This window comes from Actinomycetospora flava (genome assembly GCF_037400335.1).
Lineage (GTDB): Bacteria > Actinomycetota > Actinomycetes > Mycobacteriales > Pseudonocardiaceae > Actinomycetospora > Actinomycetospora flava.
This window is the reverse complement of sequence record NZ_JBBEGM010000005.1, coordinates 218,989-234,343: the sequence shown is the minus strand read 5'-3', so window position 1 is coordinate 234,343 and position 15,355 is coordinate 218,989. Positions and strand designations below refer to the sequence as shown.

12 protein-coding genes are annotated in these 15,355 nt (G+C 73.5%); 8 read left to right on the top strand and 4 right to left on the bottom strand.

Annotated elements, in window-relative coordinates; translation table 11 throughout:
- Positions 1-252 precede the first annotated feature (252 nt).
- On the bottom strand, positions 253-3,528 hold the full coding sequence (locus WCD58_RS14615) for an ATP-binding protein (RefSeq protein ID WP_337703775.1): 3,276 nt from the start codon (positions 3,526-3,528) through the stop codon (positions 253-255).
- A 97-nt stretch (positions 3,529-3,625) separates the two neighbouring features.
- Here WCD58_RS14615 and WCD58_RS14610 point away from each other — a divergent pair, with 97 nt between their 5' ends.
- Complete coding sequence (locus WCD58_RS14610) at positions 3,626-4,519, top strand: hypothetical protein (RefSeq protein ID WP_337703774.1); 894 nt, start codon at positions 3,626-3,628, stop codon at positions 4,517-4,519.
- 129 nt (positions 4,520-4,648) lie between these two features.
- Positions 4,649-5,260 (top strand): DUF6308 family protein, encoded by a 612-nt coding sequence (locus WCD58_RS14605; RefSeq protein WP_337703773.1) that lies wholly within the window; start codon positions 4,649-4,651, stop codon positions 5,258-5,260.
- Positions 5,261-5,356: 96 nt separating this feature from the next.
- Here WCD58_RS14605 and WCD58_RS14600 read toward each other — a convergent pair whose 3' ends face one another.
- A complete protein-coding gene (locus WCD58_RS14600) occupies positions 5,357-6,019 on the bottom strand; it encodes a hypothetical protein (protein ID WP_337703772.1) in 663 nt (220 codons plus the stop codon).
- 418 nt (positions 6,020-6,437) lie between these two features.
- On the opposite strand from WCD58_RS14600, the gene WCD58_RS14595 reads away from it, so the two are divergent.
- Positions 6,438-7,043, top strand: coding sequence for a hypothetical protein (locus WCD58_RS14595; RefSeq protein ID WP_337703771.1), 606 nt, complete (start codon positions 6,438-6,440; stop codon positions 7,041-7,043).
- Between the two features lie 28 nt (positions 7,044-7,071).
- Positions 7,072-8,013: a PrsW family glutamic-type intramembrane protease gene (locus WCD58_RS14590; protein WP_337703770.1), complete on the top strand. Its 942-nt coding sequence runs from the start codon at positions 7,072-7,074 to the stop codon at positions 8,011-8,013.
- 75 nt (positions 8,014-8,088) lie between these two features.
- Here WCD58_RS14590 and WCD58_RS14585 read toward each other — a convergent pair whose 3' ends face one another.
- The gene (locus WCD58_RS14585; RefSeq protein ID WP_337703769.1) at positions 8,089-9,552 is read right to left on the bottom strand and encodes a sugar transferase; all 1,464 of its coding nucleotides are present in this window, start codon (positions 9,550-9,552) and stop codon (positions 8,089-8,091) included.
- Positions 9,553-9,780: 228 nt separating this feature from the next.
- The gene (locus WCD58_RS14580) at positions 9,781-10,743 is read right to left on the bottom strand and encodes a glycosyltransferase family 2 protein (protein ID WP_507237430.1); all 963 of its coding nucleotides are present in this window, start codon (positions 10,741-10,743) and stop codon (positions 9,781-9,783) included.
- A 111-nt stretch (positions 10,744-10,854) separates the two neighbouring features.
- On the opposite strand from WCD58_RS14580, the gene WCD58_RS14575 reads away from it, so the two are divergent.
- Genes WCD58_RS14575 through WCD58_RS14560 form a run of 4 tightly spaced genes read left to right on the top strand, consistent with a single transcriptional unit; the run spans position 10,855 to position 15,306 of the window.
- The gene (locus WCD58_RS14575) at positions 10,855-12,129 is read left to right on the top strand and encodes a glycosyltransferase (RefSeq protein ID WP_337703767.1); all 1,275 of its coding nucleotides are present in this window, start codon (positions 10,855-10,857) and stop codon (positions 12,127-12,129) included.
- Positions 12,126-13,103, top strand: coding sequence for a GDP-L-fucose synthase family protein (locus WCD58_RS14570; RefSeq protein WP_337703766.1), 978 nt, complete (start codon positions 12,126-12,128; stop codon positions 13,101-13,103). Before WCD58_RS14575 ends, WCD58_RS14570 begins: the two co-directional genes overlap by 4 nt.
- Positions 13,100-14,077 carry a GDP-mannose 4,6-dehydratase gene (gene gmd / locus WCD58_RS14565; protein ID WP_337703765.1) on the top strand — a complete coding sequence of 326 codons (978 nt, stop codon included), beginning with the start codon at positions 13,100-13,102 and terminating at the stop codon, positions 14,075-14,077. The genes WCD58_RS14570 and gmd overlap by 4 nt, the downstream gene beginning before the upstream one ends.
- Complete coding sequence (locus WCD58_RS14560; protein ID WP_337703764.1) at positions 14,074-15,306, top strand: lipopolysaccharide biosynthesis protein; 1,233 nt, start codon at positions 14,074-14,076, stop codon at positions 15,304-15,306. Before gmd ends, WCD58_RS14560 begins: the two co-directional genes overlap by 4 nt.
- The last annotated feature ends 49 nt before the right edge of the window (positions 15,307-15,355 follow it).

The window sequence follows — 15,355 nt, the reverse complement described above, 5'->3', positions numbered from 1 at the left end:
GGAAGGGGCACGCCGAAACGCCCCGACACGCTGGCTCATTGGGCCGTACGGACCAGCTCCGTCTGTCACGTCCGGTGGAGCGCGAAAGGTAGGTGAAAGCGGGACGGGCTTTGCTCTCCGTCACGGGCCCCGGGCCCGGCGGCAGGAGGGAGCGAGTCGATGCGAATCGTCTCGCGGGCCCGCCCGGGCAGCCACCACGCGGGGTCCGGGGCCACGGGTGACGGCCCGGTCCGTCCTGACGAGGGGGGTACGTCAGGACGGCGGGATCAGCCCGAGCGGGCGGGCGTCCGGCGGCAGGGTGGGGACTCCCGCCGGACGACCCGTCCCGCTCGCCATGGCGCGCACGACGCGGGCGAACCCGCGGGCGGCGTCGGCCCAGGGCGCCCAGCCGAGACCGTCGGCGAGTGCGGCGGCCTGGGCGAGGAGCTTGCGGGCCTCGGCGCGCTCGCCGAGCACGGCGGCGGCGAGACCCTGGTAGAGCGTGATCGGCCCGAAGGTCGCCGAGCCGATGCCGACCACCGCCACGGCGCCGGCGTCGGGCGGCAGGTCGCGGCGGACGACCTCGGCGGTCGGGGCGTCACCCAGCGCGAAGGCCGCGCAGGCGGCGAGGCAGAGACCCGGCCGGTCGAACAGCGCGCCCTCGCGGCCGTCCCGCTTGCGGTGCCAGTCGGTGAGGTGGGCCGCGGCGGTGTCGAGGTCCCCGGCGACGGCGGCGTCCACGGACGCGGCGGCCGACCAGGCGGCGACGAGCGGGTACATGGACGCCGCGCCGGCGGGCAGGCCCTGGAGCGCGGGCAGGGTGCCGCTGAGCAGGTGCCGGACGAGCAGGTGCACTCCGTAGGCGCCGACGGCGTCGGGCAGCCCGAGCTCCTGGCCGCGGTGCAGGGCGGCGAGGGCGGCCTCGTCCGCCTCGGCGGTGTCGCCGCGCGCGAGGGTCAGGCCGGCGTCGAGCAGCGAGACCATCCACATCGTCCTCGGCCGGTGGCGGTCGACGGCGAGCGGCTCGAGGTCGCGGCGCGCGGCGAGGGCCTCGTCCTGGCGCCCGGTGGCGAGCAGGGCGGCGATGCGCAGCTCCTCGGCCTCGAACCACACGGCGTCCTCACCCGTCTCGGCGGCCAGCCGGCAGGCCTGCTCGCAGACCGCGAGGCGCTGGGTGGCGGGCACGGGCGCGTCGACGAGGTGGTTGGCCTCGAGGACGCGGACGCCGGCGAGCAGGCGGCGGTCGGCGAGCCCCTGGGAGGCGAGGGCGAGCAGCTCGGGCAGGGCGGTGGGGTCTCCCACGTCGCCGTGGAGCTGCTCTTCCTCCAGGATGAGACTGCGCAGCACCTCGGCGCGCTGCCTCTCCGAGAGCGGCAGCGCCCGAACGCGCCGGAGTCGCCGGGCGCGTCGGGGGCGCCCGGCGACGCTGATCCCCATGGCGTCGTGCCCGACGGCGGCGACCACCGCGTCGTCGACCTCGGCCTGGTCCGCGCCGGGCGCCGCGGCCTGCTCGACGACCTCGTCGAGCACCTCGTCGGCGTCGTCATGGCGTCCGAGCGCTTCCATGACCAGGCCCCGGTGCAGCGCGACGGTGCTCGGGTGCGACGTCTCGAGCACCGCGTCGAGCTGAGCGAGGGCTTCCTCGAGCGCGCCCTGGCGGTACGCGGCCGTGCCCGCCGCGAGCCGGGCGTCGCCCAGCTCGCGGGTCGGGACGAGCGGCCCGGCCCCGACGGCGTGGCGCAGCAGCGTGAACGGCTCGACGCCGCCTCGCGCGACGAGGATGCGGTACCGGGCGTCGTGCAGCGTCTGCGCGCTCGCCGGCGGGACGGCGTCGAGCACGGCGTCGCGGGTCAGGGCGTGCCGGAAGGCGAACCCGTCGGCGGTGGCGGCGAGCAGCCCGCGGTCGGCGGCGACGCGCAGGTGCTGGGCGAGCGCCCGCGGCGTCGTCTCCAGCAGGACGCCGAGCTCGGGCAGCGAGAGCGGGGCGAGCACCGCCAGCGCCTCGAGGGCCTCCCGCGCGTCGGGCCCGAGCCCGGCGAGCTGGTGGTCGAGCAGGGGCCGCAGGCGCCCGGGGATGGCGGTGGCGAGCTCGTCGCACGCCTTCTCCCCGTCGGGCTCGTCGAGGCCGGTGAGCGACTCGATGAGCGCGGCGACGTGCAGGGCGTGCCCGTGGGTGCGCTCCCAGAGGGCGGCCGCGACCCGCTCGGCGCCGTCGGGTGCGAGGCCGGAGAGGTCGCGGACGACGAGGCCGCGCACGGCAGCGCGCGCGAGCTCGGGCAGGCGCAGGTCGGTGACGGCGTCGAGGAGCGCGAGGTCGGCGTGGGTCGCGCTCCAGGCGGGGTGGGCGTGGCTGTCCGGCTCGCGGGCGGCGACGAGGACGACGACGCCGGCGGGCAGCCCGAGGCGGGCGAGCTCGCGCAGGGCCGCGAGGGTCACCGAGTCGGCCACGTGGGCGTCGTCGAGGGTGACGAGCACGGGCCCCGACAGGCCGGCGAGACGCTCGCGCAGGGCCCGCCCGGGGGCGGGTTCGGCGGGGTGCACGGGGTCGACGCCGAGGTCGCCGAGCGCCTCCGTCCACGCCGTCCACGGCGGCGAGCCCGCGTCGCACGTCCCGCCGCCGACCACTGCGCCGGCGGCCTGCGCCTCCTCGCGGGCGGCGCGCAGCAGGGCGGTCTTGCCGATGCCGGCCTCGCCGGTGACCACCAGGACCGCGCCACGGCCGGGGGCGTCGACGAGCGCTCGGACGGCGCCGAGCTCGTCGTCGCGGCCGAGCAGCGTGGCTTTCGGCTGGCGGCTGGGCGCGGGGGCCTGCAGGCGCAGGGTGAGGTCCTCGATCTCCGCGCCGGGCGCGACGGCGTACTCGTCGTGGAGGAAGCGTCTCGTCGCGCTCAGGACGTCGAGGGCCTCGCCGGTGAGGCCCTGGCGGTGCAGGCCGGAGGCGGCGACGACGGCGAGGCGCTCGCGGGACCGGTCGGCGGCGAGGTCGGTGGCGACGAGGTCGACGGCCTCGGCGGGGCGGTCGAGGTCGAGCAGCGTGGCGCCCATCCGCTCCAGCAGTCGGAGCCGGCGGTCGCGGGCGCGGGTGCGCTCGGCGTCGAGGCGCGGGCCGACGGGGGTGCCGGCGAAGGGTTCGCCGCGCCAGGTGGCGAGTGCTGCATGGCCTTTCTCGAGCACGGTGTCGCGGGTCGCGTCGGGGGCAAGGGCGGCAGTGGCGTCGTCGTGGAACCGGTGCAGGTCGACGGCGTCGCGCGGGAGGTCGAGGCGGTAGGTCTCGCCGATCGGCGGGATCGGCAGCCGCGTCCCCTCGTCGGGGGCCTCGCGGCGCAGGCGGCTGACGAGCACCTGGAGGGCGCCCTCGGGCCGCTCGGGAAGATCCTCGCCCCAGATCTCGTCGATCAGGGCGGGCACCGCGACGGTGCCCCTGCACGCCGCGGCGATGAGCGCGAGCAGGGTGCGCAGCCGCCGTCCGGGTCGTCCGATCTCGCCGGACGCGCCCTCGACGGCGACCTCGCCCAGCACACGGATGCGGATGCCGTCCGACGATGACAACGAGCCTCCAGGGACACACAGCGTGACCGCGAATGATGAGGGTACGTCCTTCCGGGGTATCGATCCAAGGGAGGTGCAGCAGGGCGACCTACTCCTGGTGACCCAGATCCCCGGCGAGCCGCTGGGGCAGCTCATGGAGTCGCTGGACGGGACGCGCTTCTCGCACTCGGGGATCGCGGTGCGCCTCGACGGCGGCTCCGGGCCGGCCACCGGTCTCGCCAGCGCGCTCGCCACCAAGCTGGACGGCGAGGGCTTCGACGTCGGTGGCGTCCGCTGGGACCCGTTCGGTGAGCTGTGGGACAAGCACCGCGACCTCTACTGCATCCCGATGTCGTCCGCGATGCGGGCTCGGGCGCTGCGCTACCTCGGCGAGTTCCGGCCGGAGCCGGGCGAGGAGGGCACCTTCTCGCTGGTCAAGCTCGTCGCCGTGGCGGTGGCGTTGCGGGCCGTGGAGATCGCTGTGGACGAGCCGGCGCACGCCTCGGAGCTGTTCTCGGCCGCGTCGGAGATCGCTTCCGCGTGGGCGGCGACCGACGAGGAGCCGAGCTTCTACTGCGCCGAGCTCGTCGCCACCGCCTACGGCCTGACCTTCTTCCGCGCCGACCTGGTGCCACCGGGCGGGACGACGGGGATCGGCGGCGACCTGGAGGAGTCGTGGTGGGTCCGCCGTCTCGCGGAGTGGCTGTCCGACCGGTTCGAGAACATCGACGACCCGCGGGGACGGGCCTGGGCGAGCCTGACCTCGGCGCTGGCCGGCAAGGACTGGGACTTCGTCGTCAACGCCGTCGGCGCGTCGACCCGCTCGGCGATCTTCATGCTGCGGGGCCGCGTCGACGGACCGGTGGCGACGCCGTCGGCGCTGCGCGAACCGATCGTCGGGCATCCGGACCTGGCCCGTACCGACATCCCTGTTCCGCCTGCGCTCGTCACGCCGCGGATGCTCTGGGCGGCGTTCGGACGGGAGACGATCCGGCGGATCGAGCGGCCCTGACAACCGTCATACCTTCGACGGACATCACCGGCGAACGCCCCCAGTGGGTCCTACCTTCGCTCAATGGCGGCTGTCCCCCCTCGCTGGCTCGTTCGAGGCTCAGCTGGCGACGAAGAGCCCCGCGCGTGGATGACGGAGACGCTGGAGGAGTACTTCCACCGCGAGAAGCAAGGAGGACCGGCCTTCTCGGGCTCTCAGTTCGAATCGATCGGCGGAGGCGGAGACCAACTCGGGTCGGCGACGCGCATCACGGCCGAGGATCTCGTTGCCGTGTCCCTGCTCGGCGTCACCATCGCCGAGCACTCCGCGCTGCGACTCCTCGGTCGCGACGGCGATGCCATCTCCACGCTGCTCGAGCAGATCCCTGTCAACCTCGATCTCCACGCGGCGACTGATGAGGAGATCGGACCGCGGTCGCATGCAGCGCGCCTCTGGGACGTCGTGCGCAAGCGTCGCGATAGGTCGTCGGTCGGTCCGACGAGAACGTCGAAGCTTCTTGCGCGGAAGCGCCCACGATTGCTCCCGGTCTACGACAAGGTCGTTCGGAAGGAGCTCAGACTGCCTCATCACCGGGACTACTGGCTCGAGATGCGAGACCTGCTTCGTGACCATCCGCCGTATGTCGACGAGCTGAGGTGCGCCCACCACAGGGCCGGGCTGGCCGAGAGCATCAGCACGGCACGCACCCTCGACGTCCTGCTCTGGATGAGCCACCCGCGTCGGAAGCCACCACCGTCGTGATCGGAAGGGACGGGACCGACGTCCTCCGTCCGCAGCGCCCCGCCTCGACCGGACTCCTCTTGACCACCCGTGTCCTCAGGACACGGGTCGGCTCGCCTACCGATAGGTGACGTGGGCGCCGTTGGTCTCGAGCTGCTCGCGGCTATAGCTGACACCGTCGCCGCCTGCGCTGCCGGCCTTGATCCGGTAGAAGTCGTCGGCCGCGGAGACGTCGTTCATGGTGAAGGAGTAGGAGCAGCTGTCGGCGTAGCCGTAGGCGTACGTGCTCCAGGTGTTGGCAGCGATCCCGGACCCGCTCAGTGTCGCCGTGCCGACGACGTTGCCCGTCGCGTTGTAGAGCGTCACCGGCATTCCGGTCGCCGCGGCGCCTGTGCAGCCCGAACCGGGGCTCACGTAACCGGACATGCCCCAGATCGTCACGGTGCCGCTCACGGTCATCGTCCGGTTGTTCGCGGCGACGGTCCCGACGAGGACGACGGCGGCGATCGCCGCGACGATCGCGATGACGATCCATCCCCATCGCATGCCGGAGCGGGCCGGCGGCATCGGGACGCCGGGCGCCACCGGGCCGAGACCGGCCGGGGGCATCGACCAAGGCGCCGGGTAACCGGGCACCATCGCGTTCCCGACCGGCGGCGCGAACGGCGCCGGCCGCGGCGGCGACCACGGTCCGGTCGGCCGCGCCATGGCCGCGGTGGTGTCGTCCGCGACGGACGTCGGACCGGTGGTGTGCGGACGCTGCTCGATACCGCTGCTCATGGCTGTCTCCCCCGACGGGTCGGGCGCCGTCATTGGTGCCCGGATGACCGCCATCTCGCCGAGGAGAGCTCGACCGTTACAGGCCCACCACTCATCCGGGTGGTCGCTTCTGAATCGTTCTGATCACCGGTAACGACGGGCCGCGCACAGCGATGTCGTGGCCATCTGGGCCGCATCATCGTGGCCCCGGGGATCGTCGGGGGATGATCACGTGATCGAGCGGTGCGGCTGTGGAGCGGACCTGATCGCCGACGTGCCGATGTGCCTGGCCTGCGGAGCTCGGCGCCCGGCGCCGCGAGTCCTGGTCGGCGCCGGCGCGCCGCGGGCCATGGCTCCGATGCGGCCCGCGCCCGCTCCCCGCCCGGCGGTGATGCCCGTGGCCGTCGCCCCGCGCCCGATCGCACCGATGCCCATGCCGATGCCGGTTCCCGTGGCCCCCGCGCCTTTTCGTTCGTCGTCGGCCCCCTGGATCGTCGCCGCCGCGGCCGTGGTCGTCCTTGCCGTGACCGGTGCCGTGCTGGTCGTGCTGATGCGCCCCGTGCCGGCCGGCGGGACGACGACGCAGGTCGTGCCCGCCCCGGCACCGGTCACGGTGACCGCCGCGCCGAGCACCTCGCCGTCGTCGTCCCCGTACTCGACCGTCGGCGCAGCCGACGACCTCCAGGACGCGGTCGACGCGAGCCGCGGCTCCGCCGGGAGCCTCGTCGACCTGTGGGTGCCGCAGCTGTCGTCGAAGAAGACTGGCACCGTCGACAACGGCACCACCTACGACGCGTCGTCGATCTACGCGCACTACCGGTCCCTCGAGGCCTCGCAGCCCGGCGCGCTCCTGCTGTGGTCCGGGGACTGGTCGACCTACCGCGAGAGCGACTACTGGGTCGTGATCCACGGCCAGGGCTTCACGACCGCCGCCGGCGCGAACGCCTGGTGCGACGCGCAGGGGTTCTCCGCCGACGACTGCTTCGCCAAGCGTCTGTCCCACACCGCCGGGCCGACCGGCAGCACCGAGCTCCGCTCGTCCTGACCCTCCCTGCTGACGCCCGGAGAACCCGATGAACCCGCCCGCCCCGCGCCTGCCCGACCTGTCGGTCCTCTTCCCCTTCCGCGCCTGGCTGCGCCACCCCGCCCTGCGGGCCTGGACGACCTGGCTCTTCGTCGCACTGGTGGCGACGCCGCCCGCCGCCATCGCCCTCTTCCGCACCGCGTCGGGCTACGACGGCGAATCGATGATGTTCGCGGCCTACTTCGCTGCGGCGTGGTTCCTGGTGCTGTGGGTCGTTGTCCGGCCGCGGGCCGTCGAGGGTGCGCTGCTCCTGCAGGTCGTCGTGCTCGCGCTGGTGCTCGAGGCGCCGCTGGCCATCTGGTTCGAAGGGCTCATCGACGGCGATCTCGACAGCTTCGTGGGCAGCGTCCTCGGCGTCGGCGTGCCGGAGGAGCTCGCCAAGATGGTGCCCGTCGTCATCCTCGTGCTGGCGCGCCAGCGCCGCGGCCTCCTGCCGCGCGACACGCTCTTCCTCGGCGCGGTCAGCGGGCTCGTGTTCGGCGCGGTCGAGGCGTTCCTGTACGCCACCGCTCACCCGGACGGCACCATGAGCGTCTACGGCGGGTTGATGATGGTCTGGCGTTTCGTCACCGACCCCGTGACGCACGCGCTGTGGTCCGGAGTCGCCGGCTACTTCGTCGGGCTCGCCGCGCACTATCGCGCCCCGAAGCCGTTCCTCGCGCTGACCGGTGTCGGCATCGGCGTGCCCGCGCTCCTGCACGGGTTGAACGACTGGACCCCGATCAACACGAGCCTGCTGTGGGTCGCCGTGACGATCGTGAGCGCCCTGCTCTTCCTCGCCTACGCGCGCATCGGTCTCGTGGCCGCACGACCGGTCGCGGTGGTGCGCCCGCAGCCCATCGATCCGCCGACCGCTCCCCTCGCCGTCCGGCACCTCGTCGGAGCGACGACCGCGCCGGCCGCGCGGCCCGGGCGCCACGCGGACACCTGATCGTGGTGGCTTTCCTGACGTTCAACGTCAGCGTGGCCGCCCGGCTGGAACACCCCGGACGACGCCACCCCCGCGTCAGCGACCCCGCGCGAACAGGACCTCGCTGATCGTGCGCAGGAGCACCTTCGCGTCGAGCCAGAGCGACCAGTTCTCGATGTAGAAGTTGTCGAACCGGGCCCGGTCGGAGATCGGGGTGTCGGCGCCGCGCAGGCCGCTGACCTGCGCCAGCCCGGTCAGCCCCGAGGGGACGCGGTGGCGGTGGCCGTAGCGCGGCAGCTCGGAGGAGAACTTCTCGACGAAGTGCGGGCGCTCGGGGCGCGGGCCGACGAGCGTCATGTCGCCGCGCAGGATGTTCCAGAGCTGCGGCAGCTCGTCGAGCGAGGTCCGGCGCAGCAGCCGCCCGACCGGGCCGACCCGGTCGTCGTTCGCGATCGACCACTGCGTCGCCGACTCGCGCTCGTCCGCCGGGCGCATCGAGCGGAACTTCAGGCACTCGAACAACCGGCCGTCCCGGCCGACCCGGGCCTGGCGGAAGATCACGCCGGGCCCGCCCTCGAGGCGCACGGCCAGTGCGATCACGCCGAGCACGGGGGCGATCACGACGAGCGCGATCGCGCTGACCACGACGTCGAACACGCGCTTGAGCGCCCAGCTGATCCCGTCGAGCGGGGGCGTGCGGATGCGCATGATCGGGACGGAACCGATGTGGTCGCCCGTGGTCGTCTGCGTGACGAACGCGGGCAGGCGGGGCACGACGAGCAGGTCGCAGCCGGCGCACTCGGGGCTGCGGACGCGGTCGAGCAGCTCGGCCTCGTCGAACTCGCCGCCCGCGACCAGCACGACGTCGATGCCGTTCTCGGCGACGATGCGCTCCAGGTCGGACAGGGCGCCGACGTGCGGGGCGATGTCCGCCGCCGCCGGGTGGCGCCCGTCGTCGAGGAACCCGGCCACGGCGAGGCCGTAGCGGGGGTGACGCTCCAGGAGCTCGATGACGTCGGCGGCCAGCGACCCGCCGCCGACCACCAGCGTGCGGTGCGCGACGACCCCGCGCTTCCGGGCGGCGAGGATGAAGCGGGACGTGGCGATGCGGCCGAGCACGACCAGCCCGAGACCGGGCAGGACGATCAGCAGGAAGGTCTCGACACCCTCGCCGTCGTGGCGCAGCGCGAACACCGAGGCCACGAGCGCCGCGGCCACGAGCAGCCGGCCGATGACCATGGGGAGCTCGTCGAGGACCGAGAGGTGCAGACGCGCGCGGTAGCGCCCGCCGCCGGAGAGCAGGGCGAGCGCGATGAGCGTCATCGCCAGCACGGCCTTGGCGTACTGCGGCAGCCAGAACACCGGCATGACGAGCAGGATCGCGTCGACCGGCAGCACGAGCATCCAGGCCTGCCAGTGCACCGCCGACCGGAAGCCCAGCAGGGGGCGCGCCGGCGCGGGGGCGGCGGGGTCGTCGTGGCGGAGGGGGGCTCCCGCGGGCCGTGCGGGCAGCCGGGACACCTCGCCCTCCGGTCGTGTGTCGGTCGATCCGGCGGCCACCGGTGTCAACGTCTCCGCCCCTTCCACGGCACACGGGGCGTTCGGCAGATGGGGGAACCGCCGTACGTCACCCGATCGAGCGAACGGCAATCTACGTGCCGATCACCTTCGGGTGAAGGGAGTGGTCATCTGGACGACAGTGTGATTGGGCTCGACGGCGTAATCGTCCGATCGCCCTCGGTCAGATCGCCAGGTCGCGGCGGTGTGACGCCGGCGGATCGGTGACGATCATCTCCAGCCGGCCCGCCCGCGCCGGGCCGGATCGAGCAGGCGGGCGGCGACGCGGTGGGCCCGCGAGTCCGGGTCCGAGGCCGCGGACATCAACATCTGGTGTCGCAGATACGTCAACGGCCAGCGGGCGAGCCCGCGCACGACGTCCTGGCGACGCACGACGTCGGCGTGCTCGCGGCACAGCCCGCGGACGAAGCCCCGCTGGGCCTGCAGGTGGTGGCGACGGGCCGACCCGCTCTCCGACGCAGACGCCAGCCGGAACCGCGAGAGCGTCTCGGGCACCCCGTAGAAGTCCCCGACCGTCGTGAGCCGGACGGCCAGGGCGACGTCGATGACGAAGGAGTCGCCCTCGGTCGGGAAGCCCCCCACGGCGTCGAACGCCGACCGCCTGAACAGCATGTTTCCCGGCACACCAAGGGGATTGCCGCCGTGACGCACCACGCGGCGGACCACCGTGGCCCGGTCCTGGCGGCCCACGAGATCGGGGGTGCGCAGGGTGCGGTCGCGGGCGACGACCCGGTCCCGGTCGTCGACCAGGTGGTGCCGGCTCGAGACGACGGCGACGTCCGGCTCGGCGTCCATCACCGCGACCTGGCGGGCCAGGGCCTCCGGCTCCACGAGGTCGTCGGCGTTGAGCACCTTGACGAGCGGGGCGCGCGTGGCCGCCACCGCGGCGTTGAAGTTCGCGATCATCGGCACGGTCTCCGTGTGCCGGACGACCCGCACCCGCGGGTCGTCGTAGGCGTCGACGACCGCCGCCGACCCGTCGGTGCTGGCGTTGTCCAGGATCACCAGCTCGAAGTCGGTGAAGGTCTGCGCGAGGACGCTGTCGATGGTCCGCCCGATGTAGTCGACCTTCTGGAAGAGCGGGACACACACCGACACCCGTGGTTGCACATCGTCACTCTGCGCCAACTGTGATGCCGACGTCAGAGTGATGGCGGGATCGGGGGACGACACGCTGTTATCGTCTGGGTGATCGACGGCGCGGTCAACGGCTAGGCCGCTCGGACCATCACCGGTCCCCGCTTCGGGTGACGCCTCACCCCGCGAGAGAGGGCACGCTGACCGATGGAGGACGTACGTTCGGGTGATCCGAACGCCCTCGACGTGCTCGTGCTCGGCATGCACTACCCGCCCGAGCACACCGGCAATGCGCCCTACACCGCCGGCATGGTGGCCGCGCTGAGTGCCGCAGGACACCGTGTCCGGGTCGTCACCGGTTACCCGCACTACCCCCAGTGGGCCGTGCACGACGGCTACACCGGGCTGCGGCGCCACGAGACCGACCGCGGCGCGCGCATCACCCGCGTCCGCCACCCGGTGCCCCGGTCCCCCAGCGCGCTGCGGCGCGTGGTGATGGACGCGACGTTCACGGCCCACGCCGCCGCGATCGGCCGGCAGGGCGCCCGGCGTCCCGACGTCGTCGTCGCCGTGAGCCCCGTGCTGCTCACCGTCCTCGCGGGCCTGCGCTGGAAGAAGCCCGGACGCACGGCGCTCGGTGTCGTCACCCAGGACCTCTACAGCCGGGCGGTCACCGAGACCGGCATCGCCTCCGCCGGGGCCGGCCGCGCCGCCGCGAGGCTCGAGGGCTGGCTGCTCGGACAGGCCGACGGCGTCGCGGTGGTGCACGAGCAGTTCGGCGACGGGATCGCCGCGCTCGGCGTGGACCGCGACCGCGTCACGGTGATCCGCAACTGGGCGCACGTGGAGTCCGGGAACGGCGACCGGACCGCGACGCGACGGGCGCTCGGCTGGCGCGACGACGAGGTCGTCGTGCTGCACGCCGGCAACATGGGTCTCAAACAGGGCCTCGAGAACGTCGTCGACACCGCGCGCCTCGCCGACGAACGTCAGGCACCGATCCGCTTCGTCCTGCTCGGCGACGGCAACCAGCGCTCCGCCCTCGAAGAGCGCGGAGCCGGGGTCGGCCGCCTGCAGTTCCGCGATCCGCTGCCCGGCGATCACTTCTCCGACGCTCTCGCCGCCGCCGACGTCCTGCTGGTCAACGAGGCCCCGACCGTCGCCGAGATGTCCGTGCCGAGCAAGCTGACCTCGTACTTCACGGCGGGACGCCCGGTCGTCGCGGCATCCTGGGAGCGCAGCGCCGCGTCGGCGGAAATCCGCCGTTCGGGGGGTGGGGTGCGCGTCGACCCCGGTAGCCCCCAGGATCTGCTCGACGCCGTGGGCGGGCTCGCCGGGGACCCTGCCCGCATCGACGCGCTCGCCACCGCCGGACGCGCCTATGCGGAGGAACACCTCGGCGCCGCCGCCGCACACCGTGACTACCAGCGCTGGGTGGAGGGCCTCGCCGCCTCCCGCACAGCCCAGGGGGGAACTCCATGACAGCACCGCTCACCGGCTGGGAGATCGGCCGCCCGCTGCCCCGCGACGCGCGGGTGTTCGTCGCCGGCTCGGCGGGGCTCGTCGGCTCCGCGGTCGTGCGCCACCTGCGGGCCGCCGGCTTCACCGACGTCGTCGGTGTCCGCTCGTCGCAGGTCGATCTGCGGGACCTCGCCGCCACGACGCGCTTCCTCGCCGAGACCAGGCCCGCGATCGTCGTCGACGCCGCCGCGCGCGTCGGTGGCATCGCGGCCAACGCGGCCGAGCCCGTCGAGTTCCTCCACGACAACCTGCGCATCCAGGCCAACCTGCTCGACGCCGCGCACCGCGCCGCCGTCCCGCGGCTGCTGCTGCTCGGGTCGTCGTGCATCTACCCGAAGTTCGCCGAGCAGCCGATCCGCGAGGACTCCCTGCTCACCGGCGCGCTCGAGCCGACCAACGACGCCTACGCGATCGCGAAGATCGCCGGGATCATGGGCGTGCAGTCCTACCGCCGCGAGTACGGGCGGTCGTGGATCTCCGCGATGCCCACCAACCTCTACGGGCCCGGCGACAACTTCGACCTCGAGAAGTCGCACGTGCTGCCGGCCCTGATGCGCAAGTTCCGCGAGGCGAAGGTCGCGGGCGCGCCGACGGTGACGGTGTGGGGCACCGGGACGCCGCGGCGCGAGTTCCTGCACACCGACGACCTCGCCGCCGCCTGCCTGCACCTGCTCGAGCACTACGACGACCCGTCGCCGATCAACGTCGGCGTCGGCGAGGACGTCCCGATCGCCGACCTCGCCTCGCTGGTGGCCCGGACCGTCGGCTTCACCGGCGAGATCGTCTACGACACGTCCCGCCCCGACGGCACGCCGCGCAAGCTGCTCGACGTCTCCCGCCTGCAGGCACTCGGCTGGAAGCCCACCATCGGGCTCGCCGAGGGCCTGGCCTCGACCTATCAGTGGTTCCTCGACCAGCAGGGGGCGCAGCCGTGAAGCGGGCTCTGATCACCGGGATCACCGGGCAGGACGGGTCGTACCTGACCGAGCTGTTGCTCGGTAAGGGTTATGAGGTGCACGGGATCATCCGGCGCTCGTCGACGTTCAACACCGGCCGGATCGATCACCTGTATCAGGATCCGCACGAGCGTGATCAGCGGCTGGTGCTGCACTACGGCGACCTGACCGACTCGAGCCGTCTGGTGACGTTGATCGAGAAGGTGCGCCCGGACGAGGTGTACCACCTGGCCGCCCAGTCGCATGTGCGGGTCTCGTTCGACGAGCCGGAGTACACCGGCAACACCACCGGCGTCGGCACCGCCCGGCTGCTCGAGGCGATCCGGATGGTCGGGGTACAGACCCGCTACTACCAGGCCTCGTCCTCGGAGATGTTCGGGGCGACCCCGCCCCCGCAGAACGAGGACACCCCGTTCTACCCGCGTTCGCCGTACGGGGCGGCGAAGGTCTACGGGTATTGGATGGCGCGGAACTACCGCGAGGCGCACGGCATGTTCGCGGTGAACGGGATTCTGTTCAACCACGAGTCCCCGCGGCGCGGGGAAACCTTCGTGACCCGCAAGATCGCGCGTGCGGCGGCCCGGATCAAGGCCGGTCTCGAGGAGCACGTGTACCTCGGGAACCTGGACGCGGTGCGGGACTGGGGATATGCCGAGGAGTACGTCGAGGGCATGTGGCGGATGCTGCAAGCCCCCGAGCCGGCCGACTACGTGCTCGCGACCGGCACCGCCACCACCGTCCGCGAGTTCACGGCGTGGTGCTTCGAACGCGTCGGGCTGGACTGGGAGCGCCACGTCCGGTTCGACGAGACCTACCTGCGGCCCACCGAGGTCGACGCCCTGATCGGGGATGCGTCGAAGGCTCAGCGTGACCTGGGCTGGAAGGCCCAGACCATGCCCGAACAACTCGCCCACCTCATGGTCGACGCCGACCTGGCGGCCATCGCGAAGTGAGAGCTCCCGGCGGCGCCCTCGGGCTCCTCCTCGGCCGCATCGGCGGCGTGGCGGGCACGCTCGTGGCCGGCCAGCTGGTGCTGGGCCTGACCTACGTGGTCGGTGCCCGCTCGATCGACCCGGCCACGCTGGGTCTCATCGCCACCGTCGCCGCGGTGGGACAGATCGCGGCGACGGTGTTCGATGCCGGCTTCATCAACTACTCGGTGCGCGAGACCGCGGCCGGGCGGATGCCGGTCGCCACGGCGCGGGCGCTCGTGCGCGCGAAGCGGCGCTGGTCGTTGCTGCTGCTCGCGGTGGGCCTGGGGGTGGCGCTGTGGCTGGCGCCGTCGCTCGCGGCCGCGGTGCTGCTCTCGCTCACCGGCCCGGCGATGTGGGAGGCGCAGACCGCGCACGGGCTGCTGCGCGCCGCCGAGAGGTTCTCGCAGGCCTCGATCGGCCAGCTCGTCGGCCGGGTCGTCGGGCTGCTCGTGGCGCTGGCGCTCGTGCCGTTCGGGGCGGGCGAGGTGGCGCTGGCGGCGGCGATCCCGGCGAGCTTCGTCGCCGAGGCGCTGCTCGACCGATGGTTCCTCGGCGCGCCGCCGGAGCCGGCGCGGGCGTCGCGGGAGCTGGTCGGCCACCAGCGCGAGGGCATCGGCTTCGGGCTGGCCAACCTCGCGGCGCAGGCCCAGCAGCTCGACACCCCGCTGGTGACGCTCGGCGCCGGCGCGTTCCAGGGCGGCCTCTACGCCGCAGCCGGGCGGCTGATCGGGCCGCTGACCTTTCTCGCGACATCTCTCCAGCTCGTGGCCGCGCCGTGGCTCGCGCGCGCCGGGAGCGACCCCGACGCCCTGCACGCCGAGGAGCGCCGGGTCATCAAGGTCGCCGGCGCCCTGGCCGTCGCGCCCCTGCTCGCCGCGCTCGCCGGGCCGCCGCTGATCCCGCTGCTGCTGGGCGAGGAGTACGCGAGCTCCGGCACGGTGTTCGCGGTGCTGGCGATCGGGGCGGCGATCGTGACGCTGAACCAGCCGCCGGCGATCATCGCGCAGACCCGCGGGCACCAGCGCGGCGTCGCCACGGCGATCGCGATCGGTCTGGCCTTCGGGCTCGTCGCGACCCTGGTGCTCGCGCACCTCGGCGGCGCCGTCTGGGCCGCCGCCGGCTACGTCGTCAGCCAGGTCGTCATCTTCGTCCTGCTCTGCGTCGTCGCCCGCCGCGCCCGCCGCTCCCCCGTCGCCACCCCTATGTGAGTGCTTTCCTGCCCTATAGGGCAGGAAAGCACTCACATAGGTTGGCCGG

Coding starts and splice junctions, on each gene's coding strand:
- WCD58_RS14570 (WP_337703766.1), top strand. CDS start 12,126: ATGACAGCACCGCTCACCGGCTGGGAGATCGGCCGCCCGCTGCCCCGC.
- WCD58_RS14600 (WP_337703772.1), bottom strand. CDS start 6,019: ATGAGCAGCGGTATCGAGCAGCGTCCGCACACCACCGGTCCGACGTCC.
- WCD58_RS14590 (WP_337703770.1), top strand. CDS start 7,072: ATGAACCCGCCCGCCCCGCGCCTGCCCGACCTGTCGGTCCTCTTCCCC.
- WCD58_RS14605 (WP_337703773.1), top strand. CDS start 4,649: ATGACGGAGACGCTGGAGGAGTACTTCCACCGCGAGAAGCAAGGAGGA.
- WCD58_RS14575 (WP_337703767.1), top strand. CDS start 10,855: ATGGAGGACGTACGTTCGGGTGATCCGAACGCCCTCGACGTGCTCGTG.
- WCD58_RS14595 (WP_337703771.1), top strand. CDS start 6,438: ATGCCGGTTCCCGTGGCCCCCGCGCCTTTTCGTTCGTCGTCGGCCCCC.